This window comes from Pseudomonas sp. MF4836 (genome assembly GCF_002018875.1).
Classification (GTDB): Bacteria; Pseudomonadota; Gammaproteobacteria; order Pseudomonadales; family Pseudomonadaceae; genus Aquipseudomonas.
This window is the reverse complement of sequence record NZ_MVOL01000004.1, coordinates 94,193-111,672: the sequence shown is the minus strand read 5'-3', so window position 1 is coordinate 111,672 and position 17,480 is coordinate 94,193. Positions and strand designations below refer to the sequence as shown.

General features: G+C 62.3%; 17 protein-coding genes. 7 read left to right on the top strand and 10 right to left on the bottom strand.

Annotation, left to right across the window (positions count from 1 at the left end):
* Position 1 precedes the first annotated feature (1 nt).
* Entirely contained in the window at positions 2 to 508 is a 507-nt protein-coding gene (gene def, locus MF4836_RS10680) for a peptide deformylase (protein ID WP_020294974.1), read from the bottom strand.
* A gap of 155 nt (positions 509 to 663) precedes the next feature.
* Here def and MF4836_RS10675 point away from each other — a divergent pair, with 155 nt between their 5' ends.
* The 3 genes from MF4836_RS10675 (at position 664) to MF4836_RS10665 (ending at position 3,500) form a co-directional block, all read left to right on the top strand.
* Positions 664 to 1,692 carry a LysM peptidoglycan-binding domain-containing protein gene (locus MF4836_RS10675; protein WP_078470315.1) on the top strand — a complete coding sequence of 343 codons (1,029 nt, stop codon included), beginning with the start codon at positions 664 to 666 and terminating at the stop codon, positions 1,690 to 1,692.
* An 88-nt stretch (positions 1,693 to 1,780) separates the two neighbouring features.
* Positions 1,781 to 2,887: a DNA-processing protein DprA gene (gene dprA / locus MF4836_RS10670; protein ID WP_078470314.1), complete on the top strand. Its 1,107-nt coding sequence runs from the start codon at positions 1,781 to 1,783 to the stop codon at positions 2,885 to 2,887.
* Between the two features lie 55 nt (positions 2,888 to 2,942).
* Positions 2,943 to 3,500 (top strand): L-threonylcarbamoyladenylate synthase, encoded by a 558-nt coding sequence (locus MF4836_RS10665; RefSeq protein WP_078470313.1) that lies wholly within the window; start codon positions 2,943 to 2,945, stop codon positions 3,498 to 3,500.
* A gap of 108 nt (positions 3,501 to 3,608) precedes the next feature.
* On the opposite strand, the gene MF4836_RS34975 is transcribed toward MF4836_RS10665, so the two are convergent.
* A complete protein-coding gene (locus MF4836_RS34975; protein ID WP_153050227.1) occupies positions 3,609 to 4,646 on the bottom strand; it encodes a hypothetical protein in 1,038 nt (345 codons plus the stop codon).
* Between the two features lie 609 nt (positions 4,647 to 5,255).
* A complete protein-coding gene (locus MF4836_RS10650; RefSeq protein ID WP_078470310.1) occupies positions 5,256 to 6,233 on the bottom strand; it encodes a quinone oxidoreductase family protein in 978 nt (325 codons plus the stop codon).
* A gap of 168 nt (positions 6,234 to 6,401) precedes the next feature.
* Here MF4836_RS10650 and hemF point away from each other — a divergent pair, with 168 nt between their 5' ends.
* Positions 6,402 to 7,319, top strand: a complete 918-nt coding sequence (gene hemF / locus MF4836_RS10645) for an oxygen-dependent coproporphyrinogen oxidase (RefSeq protein ID WP_078470309.1) — start codon at positions 6,402 to 6,404, stop codon at positions 7,317 to 7,319.
* Positions 7,320 to 7,337: 18 nt separating this feature from the next.
* Positions 7,338 to 8,159 (top strand): shikimate dehydrogenase, encoded by an 822-nt coding sequence (aroE, locus tag MF4836_RS10640; protein ID WP_078470308.1) that lies wholly within the window; start codon positions 7,338 to 7,340, stop codon positions 8,157 to 8,159.
* 171 nt (positions 8,160 to 8,330) lie between these two features.
* Here the strand turns inward: aroE and MF4836_RS10635 are convergent, their stop codons facing one another.
* The 3 genes from MF4836_RS10635 to betC all read right to left on the bottom strand — a co-directional run bounded on the left by MF4836_RS10635 (position 8,331) and on the right by betC (position 12,513).
* Complete coding sequence (locus MF4836_RS10635; protein ID WP_078470307.1) at positions 8,331 to 9,899, bottom strand: SulP family inorganic anion transporter; 1,569 nt, start codon at positions 9,897 to 9,899, stop codon at positions 8,331 to 8,333.
* Between the two features lie 154 nt (positions 9,900 to 10,053).
* Positions 10,054 to 10,983, bottom strand: coding sequence for a choline ABC transporter substrate-binding protein (gene choX, locus MF4836_RS10630; protein ID WP_078470306.1), 930 nt, complete (start codon positions 10,981 to 10,983; stop codon positions 10,054 to 10,056).
* A 15-nt stretch (positions 10,984 to 10,998) separates the two neighbouring features.
* Positions 10,999 to 12,513 (bottom strand): choline-sulfatase, encoded by a 1,515-nt coding sequence (gene betC / locus MF4836_RS10625; protein ID WP_078470305.1) that lies wholly within the window; start codon positions 12,511 to 12,513, stop codon positions 10,999 to 11,001.
* Between the two features lie 114 nt (positions 12,514 to 12,627).
* On the opposite strand from betC, the gene MF4836_RS10620 reads away from it, so the two are divergent.
* A complete protein-coding gene (locus MF4836_RS10620) occupies positions 12,628 to 13,578 on the top strand; it encodes a choline sulfate utilization transcriptional regulator (protein ID WP_078470304.1) in 951 nt (316 codons plus the stop codon).
* A 20-nt stretch (positions 13,579 to 13,598) separates the two neighbouring features.
* Here MF4836_RS10620 and MF4836_RS10615 read toward each other — a convergent pair whose 3' ends face one another.
* Entirely contained in the window at positions 13,599 to 14,252 is a 654-nt protein-coding gene (locus MF4836_RS10615; protein ID WP_078470303.1) for an NAD(P)-dependent oxidoreductase, read from the bottom strand.
* Positions 14,253 to 14,334: 82 nt separating this feature from the next.
* On the opposite strand from MF4836_RS10615, the gene MF4836_RS10610 reads away from it, so the two are divergent.
* A complete protein-coding gene (locus MF4836_RS10610; RefSeq protein WP_078470302.1) occupies positions 14,335 to 14,661 on the top strand; it encodes a DOPA 4,5-dioxygenase family protein in 327 nt (108 codons plus the stop codon).
* A gap of 79 nt (positions 14,662 to 14,740) precedes the next feature.
* Here MF4836_RS10610 and MF4836_RS10605 read toward each other — a convergent pair whose 3' ends face one another.
* From MF4836_RS10605 to trpB, 3 genes are all read right to left on the bottom strand, one after another.
* Positions 14,741 to 15,196: an anti-virulence regulator CigR family protein gene (locus MF4836_RS10605; protein WP_078470301.1), complete on the bottom strand. Its 456-nt coding sequence runs from the start codon at positions 15,194 to 15,196 to the stop codon at positions 14,741 to 14,743.
* A 119-nt stretch (positions 15,197 to 15,315) separates the two neighbouring features.
* A complete protein-coding gene (gene trpA, locus MF4836_RS10600) occupies positions 15,316 to 16,128 on the bottom strand; it encodes a tryptophan synthase subunit alpha (protein ID WP_078470300.1) in 813 nt (270 codons plus the stop codon).
* Positions 16,128 to 17,363, bottom strand: coding sequence for a tryptophan synthase subunit beta (gene trpB, locus MF4836_RS10595; RefSeq protein ID WP_078470299.1), 1,236 nt, complete (start codon positions 17,361 to 17,363; stop codon positions 16,128 to 16,130). Before trpB ends, trpA begins: the two co-directional genes overlap by 1 nt.
* Positions 17,364 to 17,480 lie beyond the last annotated feature (117 nt).

The following is a 17,480-nucleotide window of genomic DNA, read 5'->3' as shown; positions in this document are numbered from 1 at the left end:
ATCAAGCGTTCTGGCGATGCTGTTTTTCCAGCTTCTTCTTGATCCGGTCACGTTTGAGCGTGGACAGGTAGTCAACGAACAACTTGCCGTTGAGGTGGTCGCATTCATGCTGGATGCAAACCGCGAGCAGGCCTTCGGCGATCAGCTCATACGGCTTGCCGTCGCGGTCCAGGGCCTTGATCTTGACGCGTTGCGGGCGATCGACGTTTTCGTAGAAACCCGGCACCGACAGGCAGCCTTCCTGGTACTGCTCCATCTCGTCGGTGAGGACTTCGAACTCGGGGTTGATGAACACCCGAGGTTCGCTGCGGTCTTCGGAGAGGTCCATGACCACGATGCGCTTGTGTACGTTGACTTGAGTCGCGGCCAGGCCGATACCGGGCGCTTCATACATTGTTTCAAACATGTCGTCGACCAACTGACGCACTTCGTCGTCCACTACGTCCACCGGTTTGGCGATAGTGCGCAGGCGCGAATCGGGGAATTCGAGGATGTTTAAAATGGCCATAGGCGTAATTGCTACACGTGTGAAGTAAGGGCGGAGTCGGTGGCCTTGCAGGTGCTGGACCCGGGCTACCGTTGCAAAACGTGCTCCAGCAGGAGGAGCGAGCCGCGCAGGCTCTGGCGTTTCACGCGAACGCACATAATAAAGGGATTCACCGCATGAGGAAATCACTACTCGCCTTGCTGCTGTTGGGCTGGGCCGCGATCGCCCAGGCGCAGGTGCCACTTCGGGAGGGTTATCCACAGCGCTATACGGTGGCTGCGGGCGATACGCTGTGGAGCATCGCCGGCCAATTCCTGCGTGATCCCTGGCAATGGCCGGCACTGTGGCAGGCCAATACCCAGGTGGGTGATCCCGACCTGCTGTATCCGGGCGATGTCCTGACCCTGGTCCAGTCTTCCGGACAGCCGCAGCTCAACCTCGAGCGCGGCACCTCACGCGGCACCCTCAAGTTATCCCCGCAAGTACGGCGCACGCCCCTGGTGGATGCGATACCGGCTCTGCCACCGCACGCCATCGACAGCTTCCTGCTGGGCAATCGCATGATCGAGCGCGAAGAGGATTTCCGGCAGGCGCCCTATATCGTTGCCGGCGATGCCGAGCGGGTCCTGGCCGGCAGCGGCGACCGTGTGTTCGCGCGCGGGCATTTCGACGTGGCGCTGCCCGTGGCCTATGGCATCTTCCGTCAGGGCAAGGTCTACCGCGATCCGCAAAGCCAGGAGGTATTGGGGATCAATGCCGACGATATCGGCGGCGGCGAGGTGCTGGCGCTCGACGGTGACCTGGCGACCTTGGCCCTGCAACGCACCACTCAGGAGGTGCGCCCGGGGGATCGCCTGTTCCCCAGCCAGGCCCCGCCCGCGGCAGAGAACTTCGTGCCCAGCGCGCCGGATCGCCCCGTCGACGGCCTGATCATCGATGTGCCGCGTGGGGTGACCCAGGTCGGGGCCATGGATGTGGTGACCCTGGACAAGGGCCGGCTGGACGGCCTGACACCCGGCAACGTGCTGGCGGTGATGAAGACCGGCGAAACCGTGCGTGACCGGGTCGCCGGCGAACAGGTGAAGATTCCTGACGAACGTGCCGGACTGCTGATGGTGTTTCGAACCTATGACCGGCTCAGCTATGGATTGGTGCTCAGCGCCTCGCGTTCGCTGGCAGTGCAGGACAAGCTGCGCAACCCTTGAAGCAGCCCATTCCTCAACAAGTTACCAACAGAGTTATCCACAGCTTATTCCCGCCACAGCGGGGCTTATAACGATCAAGGATGATCCTATGACCCAGCCTGTCACTGCCCAGGTTTCCCCCGCGGAACTGGAAGCGCGTTTACGTTTGCATCGCCTGCCGGAGCTAGGTCCGAGGCGTTTTCAGCGCTTGCTTGACGCCTTTGGTTCGGCCTCCAAGGCCATCAGCGCGCCGGCCAGTGCGTGGCGTGCCCTGGGGTTGCCCCAGGCTTGTACCGAGGCCCGGCGCAGTGTCGAAGTACGGGATGGCGCCAGCCGTGCATTGGCCTGGCTTGAGCGTCCGGGCCAGCATTTGCTGCTGTTGGGCGAGCCGGGCTACCCGGCGTTGCTCGCGCAATTGTCTGACGCTCCACCCCTGTTGTTTGTCGCGGGTGACCCACGGATTCTGGAAAAACCGCAGTTGGCGATGGTCGGCAGCCGCCGCGCGTCCAAGCCCGGGATGGACACGGCGAGGGCTTTTTCCCGCAGCCTCGCCGGGGCCGGTTTTGTCATCACCAGTGGCTTGGCTTTGGGCATCGATGGTGCGGCGCATCAGGCTGCACTGGATGTTGGCGGGCAAACCGTGGGCGTGCTCGGCACCGGCCTGGAAAATTTTTATCCACAGCGCCACCGGGCCCTGGCCGAGGCGATGATTGAGCGCGGCAGCGCGGTGGTTTCCGAGTTCCCGCTGGAGACCGGGCCCCAGGCCAGCCACTTCCCGCGGCGCAACCGGATCATCAGTGGTTTGTCCCTGGGGGTGCTGGTGGTCGAGGCCAGTGTCGCCAGCGGGTCGTTGATCACCGCGCGCCTGGCGGGGGAACAGGGGCGTGAGGTCTACGCCATTCCGGGGTCGATTCATCACCCCGGGGCCCGTGGCTGTCATCAATTGATTCGTGATGGCGCGGTGCTGGTGGAGACCATCGAACACATTCTCGAAGCCCTGCGCGGTTGGCAGCACCTGGGGTTATCCACAGAGCCACCGCCGGCTGTCGCCGAGCATCCGTTGCTGCAGCTGCTGCACGCGGCGCCGCAGACCAGCGAGGCCCTGGCCACGGCCAGCGGCTGGGCGTTGCCCAAGGTGTTGGGTGAACTCACGGAGCTGGAATTGGCAGGGCGCGCCGTCTGTGAGTCCGGTCGCTGGTTTGCGCGGGTGAGCTAGGTTTTACAGACAAGATCGGTAAACTGCGCACAGCCTTAATCCCGGAGAATCAGTAATGGTCAGCAGTTGGCGCGTGCAACAAGCCGCACGAGAAATTCGCGCAGGAGCGGTAATTGCCTACCCAACCGAAGCGGTCTGGGGCCTGGGGTGCGATCCATGGAACGAGGAGGCAGTGGATCGTCTGCTGGCGATCAAGTCGCGTTCGGTGGACAAGGGCCTGATCCTGATCGCCGATAACATCCGCCAGTTCGACTTTCTCTTCGAAGACTTCCCGGACACCTGGATCGAGCGCATGTCCAGCACCTGGCCCGGGCCCAACACCTGGTTGGTGCCCCATCAGGACCTGTTGCCGGAATGGATTACCGGGGTCCACGACACCGTGGCATTGCGGGTCAGCGACCATCCGCAGGTGCGTGAGCTGTGTGCCTTGGTCGGTCCGTTGATTTCCACTTCGGCCAATCCCCAGGGGCGTCCCGCGGCACGCACGCGAATCCGTGTGGAGCAGTACTTTCGCGGGCAGCTGGATCTGGTGCTGGGTGGCAGCTTGGGTGGGCGCAAGAATCCGAGTGTTATCCGTGACCTGGCCAGCGGGAAGGTCATTCGCTCAGCGTGATGAGCCGGGCCAGTTTCCTGTGAGGACAGTCACTGGCACCAGCTCATGCAGGCAGGCACATCAGGCAATGCTGGGTGCTGCTTGCCCTGTGATGCAGGCGAGCGCGGTCTAGAGAGAATCGATGATTAGGGTGAGTATGGCGTCCGTGCGCCCGGGCGTAATGACTGACGACGCAGTCGCAGGTTTAAGTTTGGCGACGAACTGATGGGTGATCGTGTCATTGCCAATACTGTAGTTTCCATTCTTCAGTCTGAACTTTTCATTTAGGTTGATAGCTACGCCCCCTTCAGGCTTCACTTCAATGACGGTGCCCTTCGCACACCCTTTCTCGCAGGGGATGGTATCGAGGTTGCCATCAGCACGTATGTTTGCTGAAAGAAAACGAAGTGATGCAACGTTGTTGAAGTATTCCGCGTTACTCTGGATGCCACAACCACTGAACTCAAGCCTGAACGGCCTTTCTACAGCCCCTCTTGCCACATCATCTACCTGCACAGTTCCAAATCTGACGTTAGTTTGCGCACTGCTGAAGTGACACGGGTTGACCAGCAACTTGGTATTCGCCACAAACACAATTTTGCCCCAGGCACTACTGTTAGTTGTCCCTGGCCAGAAGGAAGTGAGTGAGTTTTTTGGATCAATCAATACATCATGAGTACCAGGGGGTAGGGTTGTATTTTCCTTGGTCTTTATAAGCTCGGCTACGAGTGGAGTATTCATGGTGTATATTTGGCCATTGACCACGTTTGTTATTTTGAAAAATTCCCCCCAACGGCTACAGGGTGTATATCCACCGCCGTCAGCATTTCTATAACGAATACCAACACCGTCTAGTTGTGTCTTGCAGACGTATCCACTTTCTCCGCTATTGGGGAAACCTTGTATGACAAAGGTTTTGCCCCACATGCTGCTACCGTTGCTACCGCCGCATATAAGAGAACCGGTCATGTTGGCAGTACCTAATACGCCATTGACAGGTACTGCATTGAACGGTTTCAGGCTCGTCAAACGTATTTCAGCTTGATTGTTACCTGCAGAGGCGTTCGGGCTGCTGCGGCACAGAGCGTTGAGCGGATTGGAATAAGCGAGGCTGGGTAGAAAAAGTGTGGGCAGGAAAGCAGCGATCAGTATTCTTTTATACTGCATGGGAATATCTTTTTTTATGAAAAATCATCATCTGTCTTCTGCATTTCTAATTACAGTTATTAGGAGGCAAAATCCTAACAGGTTTTGATTTTTGAATGGTGTGCGACTTATGTTTCTGGATTTTTTTCAGACAAGTCCTGTTGGTAGAACTAGGGTGCAGGCATGTAAAACCGTGCCTGGCGCGCCTTGCGTCCATTCACAGAATGTCGATGCAGACAGTGAGCGTGGCGTTGGTTTTCCCGTCCGTGGTGTTTGAGGTCTTGATAATATTTGGAGATACACTTTAAATCTTGACGTCGCCCCGGACGGTAATGAAGTAACGAGGAATGAGCGGCAATCGGGAGTTCGTAATAAATTTACTTTACCCCCAAGGGCCCCGGTCGTTCGCCCTGACCACTAGGGTAAAAGTCTATTGTGCAGGGCGAGGCTAAAGTAATACGGCCGAGGAGCAAGACTTGTCTTCTAATCGGCTTTTATATGGGCTCCATCAATGGATATTCCACGGTGTGGTGAGTCTCTGTATTGAGTGCGCAGCGCTCCGCACTTAGCCAGGTCATGTATGGATTCATACGCCTGCCGTGGTTGTTTCGCGCCACGCACCTGCCGGGTTTAGGGCAGCAAAATGGTCGAGCCGGTGGTACGACGCGCCGACAATTCGGTGTGGGCCTTGGCGGCGTCGGACAGTGGATAACGCTGGCCGATCTCAATCTTCAGCTTGCCGCTGGCAATCATCGCGAACAGGTCATCAGCCATCAGTTGCAGGTTTTGCGCGTTGTTGGCGTAGCTCGCCAGGGTCGGCCGGGTGACGTACAGCGAGCCCTTGGCCGATAGGATTCCCAGGTTGACCCCCTCCACTGCGCCCGAGGCATTGCCGAAGCTGACCATCAGCCCGCGTGGCGCCAGGCAGTCCAGGGAGGTCAGCCAGGTGTCCTTGCCCACGCCGTCGTAGACCACCGGGCACTTTTTGCCGTCGGTCAGTTCCAGCACGCGCTTGGCCACGTCTTCATGGCTGTAGTCGATGGTCTCCCAGGCGCCCAATGCCTTGGCGATGGCGGCTTTTTCCGGCGAACTGACGGTGCCGATCAGTTTTACCCCCAGGGCCTTGGCCCATTGGCAGGCCAGGGAGCCGACGCCACCGGCCGCCGCGTGGAACAACACGGTTTCGCCGCCCTTGAGCTCGTAGGTCTGGCGCAACAGGTATTGCACGGTCAGGCCCTTGAGCATGACGCCCGCCGCCTGTTCGAAGCTGATGGAGTCCGGCAGGTGCACCAGGTTCGCCGCCGGCAGCACATGCACATCGCTGTAGGCGCCCAGGGGGCCGCTGCCATAGGCCACACGGTCGCCGACCTTGAACTGGGTGACCTCGGTGCCCACTGCGTCGACCACGCCCGCGCCTTCGGCGCCCAGGCCTGATGGCAGGCTCGGCGGCGCATACAGGCCACTGCGGAAATAGGTGTCGATAAAATTCAGGCCGATGGCCTTGTTGCTGACACGGACTTGTTGGGGACCCGGCTCGGCGGGCTGGTAGTCCGCATATTCAAGTACTTCGGGGCCGCCATGGGCACGGAACTGGATACGTTTGGCCATCTGCATTCTCTCCTCGGTCGTGTCGCGAAAGTGTTCTATCGGACTCCTCTGCTTGACCTTCGTCAACTGCGGCAGGCCGGGGTGCAGTGTTATGCTACGCGCCCATTTGCGCCGGCCCCTGCTTCATCCCTAGCGCCGCGTAGCTTTGCCCCGATTCAAGGTGATGCCATGACTACCCGCACCGAGGCCGTAAAAGCCTACCTGCTCGACCTGCAAGACCGCATTTGCGCTGCGCTGGAAACCGAAGACGGCGGCGCACGCTTCATCGAGGACGCCTGGACCCGCCCGGCCGGCGGTGGCGGACGCACCCGAGTGATTGGCGACGGAGCGGTGATCGAAAAAGGCGGCGTCAACTTTTCCCACGTGTTCGGCAGCGGTTTGCCCCCTTCGGCCAGTGCCCACCGGCCGGAGCTGGCTGGTCGCGGTTTCGAGGCCCTGGGCGTGTCGCTGGTGATCCACCCGCACAACCCTCACGTGCCGACATCCCACGCCAACGTGCGCTTCTTCATCGCCGAGAAAGAAGGCGAAGAGCCGGTCTGGTGGTTCGGTGGCGGTTTTGACCTGACCCCCTATTACGGCAATGAAGCGGACTGCGTGCACTGGCACCGTGTCGCCGAAAAGGCCTGCGCACCGTTCGGCGCCGATGTTTATCCACGCTACAAGGCCTGGTGCGACAGCTACTTCCACATCAAGCATCGCAGCGAGCCACGGGGCATTGGCGGCCTGTTCTTCGACGATCTGAACGAGTGGGACTTCGACACCAGCTTCGCCTTTATGCGCGCCATCGGTGACGCCTACATCGAGGCTTACCTGCCGATCGTCCAGCGCCGCAAGGCTGCGGCCTACACCGCCCAGCAACGCGAGTTCCAGGAATTCCGCCGGGGCCGCTACGTCGAGTTCAACCTGGTCTACGACCGTGGCACCCTGTTCGGCCTGCAATCGGGCGGGCGCACCGAATCGATCCTGATGTCGCTGCCGCCGCAGGTGCGTTGGGGCTATGACTGGAAAGCCGAGCCCGGCAGCGAAGAAGCACGCCTGACCGAATACTTCCTGCAAGACCGTGACTGGCTGGCCGGTTCCGCTTGAACAAAAGGGCTTTAGCAGATGGATCAGTACGTCGTTTTTGGTAACCCGATCGGCCACAGCAAATCGCCGCTGATCCATCGCCTGTTCGCCGAGCAGACGGCTCAGCAACTGGACTACAACACCCTGCTGGCCCCCCTGGACGACTTCACCGGCAGCGCCCGGGCGTTCTTCGCCGAGGGCCGTGGCGCCAACGTCACCGTGCCGTTCAAGGAAGAAGCCTATCGCCTGGCCGACAGCCTGACCGAGCGCGCGCAACGGGCCGGTGCGGTGAACACCTTGAGCAAGCTCGCCGACGGCCGCCTGCTGGGGGACAACACCGACGGTGCCGGCCTGGTCCGGGACCTGACGGTCAATGCCGGGTTCAGCCTCAAGGGCAAGCGCATCCTGCTGCTGGGGGCCGGTGGCGCGGTGCGCGGTGCCCTGGAACCGTTGCTGGCGGAACAGCCGGCCTCGGTCATCATCGCCAACCGCACTGTGGAAAAGGCCGAGCTGCTGGCGGAGTTGTTCGCCGACCTGGGGCCGGTGTCGGCCAGCGGTTTCGACTGGTTGCAAGAGTCGGTGGACCTGATCATCAACGCGACCTCGGCCAGCCTCTCCGGCGATGTGCCGCCGATTGCCGGGAGCCTGATCGAGCCCGGCCACACCCTGTGCTACGACATGATGTACGGCAAGGAACCCACGCCGTTCTGCCGTTGGGCCAGGGAGCACGGGGCGACGCAGGTGATGGATGGCCTGGGCATGCTCGCCGAGCAGGCGGCGGAAGCCTTCTACCTCTGGCGTGGCGTGCGCCCGGACAGCGCGCCGGTGCTGGCTGAGTTGCGGCGGCAATTGGCGCAGTAACGGGCTGCAACAGTGTGGCGAGGAGCTTGCTCGCGCTCGGCCGCGCAGCGGTGGTAGAACCGGCTTTCGAAGTCTGTCAGACGGACGACGGTGCCCGGCTTTGGGCCTGCTGCGCAGTCCAGCGCGAGCAAGCTCGCTCGCCACAGGGAGCGCCCCCGTCAAACCTTGGGGTCAGTCTTCGAAGTGGATCGGGCAATGCTGCGGTCCTTCGAGCTTGATCAACTCCTCCTTCACCGCCTGGCGCGCCCGGCGCAGGATCAGGCTGCGATCCTGGCGCCGCAGACGCCTGGCCTCCTGGTGCAGCATTTCCACCCCCGAGTAATCGATGAAATTGATGTGCTGGGCCTCGATCACCAGGCGTGGCGCGTGGCAGCGTTGCATGCGCACTTGCAGGTAGTGGCTGGCGCCGAAGAAGATCGAGCCGCCAACCCGCAGGATGTCCTCGTCACCCTCGCGCCATTGCTGCACCCGCGGTTGCGAGGTGCGCTTGAGGTAGAAAAACAGCGACGCCAGGACCCCGGCATAAATCGCCGTTTGCAGCTCTAGGAGCAAGGTGGCGATGCAGGTCAGACTCATCACCACGAACTCGGCGCGACTGACCCGGAACAACGCGCGGATGCCGCGATGGTCCACCAGCCCCCAGCAGATCAGCAGGATGCTGCCCGCCATGGCCGGGATCGGAATATGGGCGATCAGCGACGCGCCACTCACGGCAAACAGCGCCACCCACAGTGCGGAAAACACCCCGGCCAGCGGTGAATGCGCGCCGGCTTCGTAGCTCAGGCCGGAGCGGGTAAAAGAGCCGGACGACAGATAGCCGGAAAAAAACGCGCCGACGATATTCGACAGACCCTGTGCACGCACTTCCTGGTTGGCATCGAGCAATTGTTCGGAGCGGGCCGACAGTGAGCGGGCAATCGACAAACTGGTGACCAGCCCCAGCATCCCCACCGCCACGGCGCTGGGCAGCAGGCGCAGGATCATTTCCAGGTCCAGCGGCAGGGGGCTGAGGGGTGGCAGTTGGCCGACAAAGGCGCTGACCAGTTGCACATGGCCGAACAGCGCGGGCCACATCCACACCACCAGGGCGCTGAGTACCAAGGTTATCAACAGGCTCGGCCAGCGGGGCAGCAGCAGTTTCAGCGCCACCCCCAACAACAAGGTGCCCAGGCCGAGCAGCAAGGAGGGTTTATCCACAGCGTCGAGGTGGCCCAGCAGTGAGAGCAGGCTGTTGAGGGCGGTGGCCTGGTTCGGCAGGTCCAGCCCCAGCAGGTTGGGCAATTGGCCGAGGGCGATTACCACGGCGGCGCCGAGGGTGAACCCCAGCACCACCGAGTGCGAGACGAAGTTCACCAGGGCGCCAAAGCGCAGCATGCCCAGCAACCACTGGAACACCCCGGCCAGCAGGGTCAGCAACAGGATCAGGGTGATGTAGTCCTGGGACGCGGGCACGGCCAGGGGGCTGACACTGGCATAGAGCACGATGGAAATGGCCGCCGTCGGGCCGCAGATCAGGTGCCAGGAAGAGCCCCAGAGGCAGGCGATCAGCACCGGCACTATCGCGGCATACAGGCCGTACTCCGGCGGCAGCCCGGCGATCAGGGCGTAGGCAATGGATTGCGGCAGGGCCAGGATGGCGCCGCTCAGCCCCACCAACAGATCACGTCCGACGCTGGCGCGGGTTTGCCGAGGCAGCCAGCTCAGGAAGGGAAAGAGTGAATGGCGGTTGGGCCAGGCCATGGTTCCTCGCGGGTGGATTGATTCAAGGGCGTCAGGTTAAAGCATTGCCCAGGCGCTTGCCCAAGGATGGCGCGCGCGCCGGGCTTCAGCCCAGCCTTCAAAAGCTGGGATGGGGACGCTGGCGCTTCAGGGTGCAGCGTCCCCATCCAGCCCACTACAGCTTGGCCTTCACCGCCGCCAGCGCATCCTTGCCATCGAGGGTCTTCACCCCTTCCAGCCAGGTGTCCAGCACCCCCGGATTGGCCTTGATCCAGGCCTTGGCCGCATCCGCATTGCTGACCTTCTTGTTGGCCACCTCGGACATGATGCTGTTCTCCATTTCCTGGGTGAAGCTCAGGTTGGTCAGCAACTTGCCGACGTTCGGGCAGGCCTGTGCATAACCCTTGCGGGTCAGGGTGTAGACGCTGCCGGTGTCGCCGAAATACTTCTCGCCACCTTTGAGGTAGTGCATTTTCAGCTGCACGTTCATCGGGTGCGGGGTCCAGCCGAGGAAGGTCACGAACTTCTGTTTCTTCATGGCCCGCGACACTTCCGCCAGCATCGCCTGCTCGCTGGACTCCACCAGCTTCCACTGGCCGAGGTTGAAGTCATTCTTCTTGATGATCTCCTGCAACGAGATATTGGCCGGCGCGCCGGAGCCGATGCCGTAGATCTTCTTCTCGACGTCCTTGGGGTGCGCCTCGGCGTAGGTGTTCAGGTCGGCAAAATCGTGCACTCCTGCATCCCACACGTAATCCGGCACGGCCAGGGTGAACTCGGTGCCGTCGAGGTTCTTCGCCAGCTGGGTGACATCGCCGGTGGCCACGAACTTGTCGTAGAAGCCCTGCTGCGCCGGCATCCAGTTGCCGAGGAACACATCCACCTGGCCGTCCTTGAGACCGCCAAAGGTGATCGGCACCGCCAGGGTATCGACCTTGGCCTTGTAGCCCATGCCGCTCAACAGGAAACCGGTGATGGCGTTGGTCGCGGCGATGTCGCTCCAGCCCGGATCGGCCATTTTCACCGTTTCGCACTGATCGGCCCGGGCCGACGCACTGCCCAGGGCCAGGAGGCCGATGGCGACTGCTGTGGATAACCTTTGCATGCTCTTCCCCTTACGTTATTGGTTTTGGCAGGGTTGTGGATAACGAGCCTTGCGCTCCAGATCGTCGAGGTCGATGTGGTTACGCATGTATTGCTGGCTGGCATCGACCAGTGGCTGGTGGTCCCAGCTCTTCAGCTTGCCCACGGTCAGCGCGCTGGCGACGAAACGCCGACGCCGCTGGCTGGCGAGTACCTGTTGCCGGATCAGCGGGATATCCCACTTGGCCCGGGCTTCGGCGAGGAAGGCCTCGAACAGCGGCCGATGCTGCGGCGACTGGCTGAGTTCTTCGAGCTCGCGGGGATCGTTGGCTACATCGAAGAGTAGGCACGGGTCGTCTTCGCTGTAGATGAATTTATAGGCGCCGCGGCGGATCATCATCAGCGGGCTGATGGTGCCTTCGGCCATGTATTCGCCAAAGACCTCGTCGTGCCCGCCCTGCCCTTGCAGGTGGGGCACCAGCGAGCGTCCGTCGAGAGGCAGGCCCGGTTCCAGCTCGCCGCCGGCGAGTTCCACCAGGGTCGGCAGCAGGTCGGCGGTCGAGACCGCCGCGCTGACCCGCCCGGCGGCGAACAGACCGGGAGCGCTGACCAGCAGCGGCACCCGCGCGGCCATCTCGAACCAGTGCATTTTGTACCAGAGCCCGCGCTCGCCGAGCATGTCGCCATGGTCGCCGGAGAACACAATGATGGTGTCGTCGATCAGCCCCGTGTCCTCCAGGGTTTGCAGGAGTTTGCCGACGTTGCTGTCGATATAGCTGCACGCGCCGAAGTAGGCGCGGCGGGCGTCGCGGATCTTATCCACAGGCAGCGGCTTGTCCCACAGGTCGTAGACCTTGAGCAGGCGCCGGGAATGGGGATCCTGGCTGCTCTGTGGTGGCGTTTCCGGCAGCGGAATGTCGTCGTCGCGGTACAGGTCCCAGAAGGCCTTTGGAATGGTGTACGGGTCGTGGGGGTGGGTCATGGACACGGTGAGGCAGAACGGCTGGTCGCCGTCTTCGCGGATATGGTCGAACAGGTACTGCTGGGCCTTGAACACCACCTCTTCATCGAAATCCAGCTGGTTGGTGCGCACGCAGGGCCCGGCCTGCAGCACCGAGGACATGTTGTGGTACCAGCTGGGCCGCACATCGGGTTCATCCCAGTTCACCGCCCAGCCATAGTCGGCGGGGTAGATATCGCTGGTCAGGCGCTCTTCATAACCGTGCAACTGGTCCGGGCCGCAGAAGTGCATCTTGCCCGACAGCGCGGTGCGGTAGCCGAGGCGGCGCAGATAGTGGGCGTAAGTCGGGACATCCGCGGGAAAGTCCGCAGCGTTGTCGTAGGCGCCGATCTTGCTCGGCAACTGGCCGCTGACCAGGGTGAAACGCGAGGGCGCGCACAGCGGGCTGTTGCAGTACGCGGCGTCGAACACCACGCCCTGGGCGGCGAGGCGACTGAGATTGGGCAGCTTGATGGGCGAGGAACCGTAGAACGGCAACATTGGCGCGGCCATTTGATCGGCCATGATGAAAAGAATGTTCTTGCGCTTCATGTATTCGCGGCATTCCATAGTAAGCAGTTATGCGAAAGTGCTGCGATCGAGCATGTAGCCCATGCATTTTGCGGTAAAGCCCATGCCGGGCAATGACTAGGATAAGTACAGCTTATGTATGAAGCGCTCGGGGACCTGTCCCTTGATCTGTTTCGCGCCTTTGAAACCGCAGCCCGCCTGCGCAGCTTTACCGCGGCGGCGGTGGAGCTGGGCACCACCCAGCCGGCCATCAGCCAACAGATCAAGCGCCTGGAAGAGCAACTGGGCACCCGGCTGTTCGACCGCATCTACCGTGGCATCGAGCTGACCGAGGCCGGGGCGACGCTGTTCGAGCAGGTGCAGGAAGGCTTGCAAAGCATCGACGCCGGCTTGAGCGCGATCAGCACCCAGCATCAGCATGAGGTGCTGCAGGTGGCCACCGACTTTGCCTTCGCCGCCTACTGGCTGATGCCGCGCCTGCATCGGTTCCACCAGGCCAACCCCCAGGTCGATGTCAGCCTGGTGACCAGCGAGCGCAGCCACACCATGCTGCGCAGCGATATCGATGTGGCGGTGCTGTTTGGCGACGGGCGTTTCAAACAGGGCACCAGCCATTGGCTGTTCAGCGAGGAAGTGTTCCCGGTGTGCAGCCCGCTGCTGCTCAAGGAGCAGGCCGCGCCCTTGCCCCTGGCGGCGTTGCTGGAGATGCCCCTGCTGCATCTGCGCGGGGAAAACAGCAGCCACTGGTTCGACTGGAGCGGGGTGTTTCGCGAACTGGGGATCGCCACGCCTCCGGCTCCAGGGCAGCTGCGTTTCGATAACTACACCCTGCTGATCCAGGCAGCGATCGGCGGTCAGGGCGTGGCCATCGGTTGGCGGCACCTTGTGGATAACTTGCTGGCCCAGGGCCTGCTCTGTCGGCCCATCAGCGAAACGGTGATGTCCCGCTACGGCTATTACGTGGTGTTGCCGCAACGCAAACGGCGCGCGGCCCTGATCCAGCGCTTCGTCGACTGGCTGATGCTCGAGCAGGCCAGCAGCGCCCAGTCACTGACCGGTATGGCGCTGCCGTCAATCGCGGTGTGAGGCCCGGCGTGCGCCCTGCCCTAGCTGACAAATTGCACATGCTCACGCAGGTGCAGATTCAGCCGCAGTTCATCGGCGATCCCGATTGCCACGCTGTTGAGTCGCTGCAGGGGTTCTGCGAGCCCCGGCTCCAGGCTGCTGCTGACCTGGCTGAAATGCTCGATGCCAAGGCCCGGCACGCCGCGTGGAGCGTTGACCAGGGTCCAGCGCAAGGTACTGGTCTGCAATGCATCGAGGATTTCCTGGGCGGCGTGATGCTGCAATGGGTCGCGGGGTTGAGTGCTGTCGAGCACCTCGAAGTCGCCGACCACGAACAGGCGCTGCACCTGGGTCGCCTGCATCCCGGCGATCAAGGCATCGATGGCCCGGACCTGCTCCAGGGAATCGCAGATTCGCAGCTTTTCCACCTGCTCACTGCCCATAGGCAGGCCGGGCGCGTCCAGCAGGCACACCACCAGATCGCCGCCGGCAACACTTTGCTTGACCCGTTCGGCGTCGAACAGGTCGCCGCTCTTGGTCCGCAGCCCGGGGCGCGGCGCGAGGGCGGTGAGGTCGTCGAGGATGGCAATGACTTCATGCTGGCGGCGCAGGAATTCGGCCATCAGCGCACTGCCCAGGCTACTCATGGCACCATAGAGCACCAGTTTGATCACCAGGGTTTCGGCATTTTTCATGGCGCAGCTTCCTTCTTTCCACAGGTATGAGGTGTGACCTGTGGCGGGTCGCAAGGGTTCGACTTTGTCGCGAGGGGTTTTGATGCAACGAATCAAGGGCTATCACGCCCACGTCTATTTTGACGCCAGCACTATCGATCAGGCGCGCAGCTTGTGCGAACAGGCGGCGCAGTTGTTTTCATTGAAGATGGGCCGGGTTCATGAACGTCCGGTGGGTCCGCACCCGGACTGGAGCTGCCAGTTGGCCTTCGAACCGCAGTACCTGGGCGTGGTGCTGCCGTGGCTGGCGCTGAACCGCAAGGGGTTGGTGGTGTTTTTGCACCCGGACACCGGCGATGACCTGGTGGACCACACCGACCATGCCATCTGGATGGGCGCGGTGCGGCCGCTGGATCTGTCGGGGTTTTAGGCGCAGCAGGCCTGCAAGCCGCTCATCGGCTTGCAGGTACTCGTCAGGGGATGGACGTCAGCGATTGGACAAAAAACGATCAGTTGAGTACGCCATCGAGAATCTCGTAGACGATGCCTGAGCCAATGGCGATCAACACCACGTCACCGCCCATGCGCCGCCATTCGTAGCCCTGGTAGTACGGCAGGTGGGCCAGGGCGCGGTTGTCCAGGCGCTCGCCGTAGTAGCCCCGTGGCAACGGCTGGCCACGCACCAGGTGCACACCCGGTGGCGGTGGCGCACCCCGCACGAAGTAACCGTGGTTATCGCGGATGGTCTGGCGCACCGGGCCGAAATCCCTGGGTGGCGCGCCGCGATGATCATTCTGCGGACCGCGATGCTCTTCGCCACGATTGTCCCGCTGGCCCTGTTGCGGGCCGCCGCGATCACCGCCGCGATCATTGTCCCCCCGTTGATCGGCCATGACATTCAGCATCGGGCCGGCACTGAGCATCAGCACACCGAGACCGGCAATCAGGCGTTTGGGCATTTTCATCAGGTCTTCCTCACAGCGAGCAACAAAAAGGGGTAGGCAACCTGAGCTGCCTACCCCTGGGTCTTGCTATTTAGTCTGTGACTTCGGGTGCTAATTCCTCTGTATCAGGAACTTTACCTTCAGCTGACCCGCGCTTTACCAATGCCTTCGGCCAGGGAGGCGCACAGGCTGAGCACGCCATCGACGGCCTGCTCGGGGGTGGTGGCGTTGGCGATCTGGTCGATCAGTGCCGACCCCACCACCACGCCGTCGGCGAGGCGCGCGATGGCCGCGGCCTGCTCCGGGGTGCGGATGCCGAAACCGATGCTGATCGGCAAATCGGTGTGGCGACGCAGACGGGTCACGGCTTCTTCGACGTGCTCCAGGGTCGCAGCACCGGCCCCGGTCACGCCGGCCACTGAGACGTAGTAGACGAAGCCGGAGCTGCCGTTGAGCACCTTCGGCAGGCGCGCATCGTCGGTGGTCGGCGTGGTCAGGCGGATGAAGTCGATGCCCGCAGCCTGGGCCGGGTCGCACAGCTCGCTGTTATGTTCCGGCGGCATGTCGACCACGATCAGGCCATCGACCCCGGCGGCCTTGGCGTCGCTGATGAAACGCGGCACGCCGTAGTGGTGGATCGGGTTGAAATAACCCATCAGCACCAGCGGGGTTTCACTGTTGCCTTCGCGGAACTCGCGAACCATTTGCAGGGTTTTCGCCAGGTTTTGCTTGGCGTCCAGGGCGCGGATATTGGCCAGCTGGATCGCCGGGCCGTCGGCCATCGGGTCGGTGAAGGGCATGCCCAGCTCGATCACGTCGGCACCGGCGGCGGGCAAGCCCTTGAGGATCGCCAGCGAGGTGTCGTAGCCCGGGTCGCCGGCGGTGATGAAGGTCACCAGGGCGGCGCGGTTTTGTTGCTTAAGCTCGGCAAAGCGCGTTTGCAGGCGGCTCATCAGTGTTTCTCCTGCTGGGATTTTTCTTGTTGAGAGCTTTCCATATGGTGCATCACGGTCTGCATGTCTTTGTCGCCACGGCCCGACAGGTTGACCACCATCAGGTGATCCTTGGGCAGGGTCGGTGCGCGTTTGAATACTTCAGCCAGGGCGTGGGCGCTTTCCAGGGCCGGGATGATGCCTTCCAGGCGGCAGCACTGGTGGAAGGCGGCCAGGGCTTCGTCATCGGTCACCGAGGTGTACTGGACGCGGCCGATGTCGTGCAACCAGGCGTGCTCGGGGCCGATGCCCGGGTAGTCGAGGCCGGCGGAAATCGAGTGGGCGTCGATGATCTGGCCATCGTCGTCCTGCAGCAGGAAGGTGCGGTTGCCGTGCAGCACGCCCGGCACCCCGCCGTTCAGGCTGGCGGCGTGCTTGCCGGTTTCAATGCCGTAGCCGGCGGCTTCGACGCCGATGATTTCGACGCTCTTGTCGTCGAGGAACGGGTGAAACAGGCCCATGGCGTTGGAACCGCCACCGATGCACGCCACCAGGCTGTCCGGCAGGCGGCCTTCCTGGGCTTGCAGCTGTTCACGGGTTTCCTTGCCGATCACGGCCTGGAAGTCGCGGACCATCGCCGGGTACGGGTGCGGGCCGGCCACGGTGCCGATCAGGTAGAAGGTGCTGTCGACATTGGTGACCCAGTCGCGCAGGGCTTCGTTCATCGCGTCCTTCAGGGTGCCGGTACCGGCGACGACCGGGATTACCTCGGCCCCCAGCAGCTTCATGCGGAACACGTTGGCCTGCTGGCGCTCGATGTCGGTGGTGCCCATGTAGATCACGCAGTCCAGGCCGAAGCGCGCGGCCACGGTGGCAGTGGCCACGCCGTGCATGCCGGCGCCGGTCTCGGCGATGATGCGTTTCTTGCCCATGCGCCGGGCCAGGAGGATCTGGCCGATGCAGTTGTTGATCTTGTGCGCGCCGGTGTGGTTCAGCTCTTCGCGCTTGAGGTAGATCTTGGCGCCGCCGCAGTGCTCGGTCAGGCGTTCGGCGAAGTACAGCGGGCTCGGACGGCCGACGTAATCGCTCTGGAAGTAGGCCAGTTCCTTGAGGAAGGCCGGATCTTCCTTGGCGATTTCATACTCGCGGGCCAGGTCGAGGATCAGCGGCATCAAGGTTTCTGCCACGTAGCGGCCGCCGAACGAGCCAAACATGCCGTTGGTGTCAGGACCGTTGCGCAAAGGGGTCTGGGTCATCGGAAGCTCCCGGTGAAGGTCAAAAGAGTGAATTGATGCGAAGACAATGGCGTTCACTCTACCCCTGACAGGGCAGGCTGAAAACCGATAAGATCGCCGCAACCTGTCAGGAAAACT

Excerpts from the sequence above, each read along its gene's own strand:
- def (WP_020294974.1), bottom strand. The coding sequence starts at position 508 with ATGGCCATTTTAAACATCCTCGAATTCCCCGATTCGCGCCTGCGCACT.
- MF4836_RS10675 (WP_078470315.1), top strand. The coding sequence starts at position 664 with ATGAGGAAATCACTACTCGCCTTGCTGCTGTTGGGCTGGGCCGCGATC.
- dprA (WP_078470314.1), top strand. The coding sequence starts at position 1,781 with ATGACCCAGCCTGTCACTGCCCAGGTTTCCCCCGCGGAACTGGAAGCG.
- MF4836_RS10665 (WP_078470313.1), top strand. The coding sequence starts at position 2,943 with ATGGTCAGCAGTTGGCGCGTGCAACAAGCCGCACGAGAAATTCGCGCA.
- MF4836_RS34975 (WP_153050227.1), bottom strand. The coding sequence starts at position 4,646 with ATGCAGTATAAAAGAATACTGATCGCTGCTTTCCTGCCCACACTTTTT.
- MF4836_RS10650 (WP_078470310.1), bottom strand. The coding sequence starts at position 6,233 with ATGGCCAAACGTATCCAGTTCCGTGCCCATGGCGGCCCCGAAGTACTT.
- hemF (WP_078470309.1), top strand. The coding sequence starts at position 6,402 with ATGACTACCCGCACCGAGGCCGTAAAAGCCTACCTGCTCGACCTGCAA.
- aroE (WP_078470308.1), top strand. The coding sequence starts at position 7,338 with ATGGATCAGTACGTCGTTTTTGGTAACCCGATCGGCCACAGCAAATCG.
- MF4836_RS10635 (WP_078470307.1), bottom strand. The coding sequence starts at position 9,899 with ATGGCCTGGCCCAACCGCCATTCACTCTTTCCCTTCCTGAGCTGGCTG.
- choX (WP_078470306.1), bottom strand. The coding sequence starts at position 10,983 with ATGCAAAGGTTATCCACAGCAGTCGCCATCGGCCTCCTGGCCCTGGGC.
- betC (WP_078470305.1), bottom strand. The coding sequence starts at position 12,513 with ATGAAGCGCAAGAACATTCTTTTCATCATGGCCGATCAAATGGCCGCG.
- MF4836_RS10620 (WP_078470304.1), top strand. The coding sequence starts at position 12,628 with ATGTATGAAGCGCTCGGGGACCTGTCCCTTGATCTGTTTCGCGCCTTT.
- MF4836_RS10615 (WP_078470303.1), bottom strand. The coding sequence starts at position 14,252 with ATGAAAAATGCCGAAACCCTGGTGATCAAACTGGTGCTCTATGGTGCC.
- MF4836_RS10610 (WP_078470302.1), top strand. The coding sequence starts at position 14,335 with ATGCAACGAATCAAGGGCTATCACGCCCACGTCTATTTTGACGCCAGC.
- MF4836_RS10605 (WP_078470301.1), bottom strand. The coding sequence starts at position 15,196 with ATGAAAATGCCCAAACGCCTGATTGCCGGTCTCGGTGTGCTGATGCTC.
- trpA (WP_078470300.1), bottom strand. The coding sequence starts at position 16,128 with ATGAGCCGCCTGCAAACGCGCTTTGCCGAGCTTAAGCAACAAAACCGC.
- trpB (WP_078470299.1), bottom strand. The coding sequence starts at position 17,363 with ATGACCCAGACCCCTTTGCGCAACGGTCCTGACACCAACGGCATGTTT.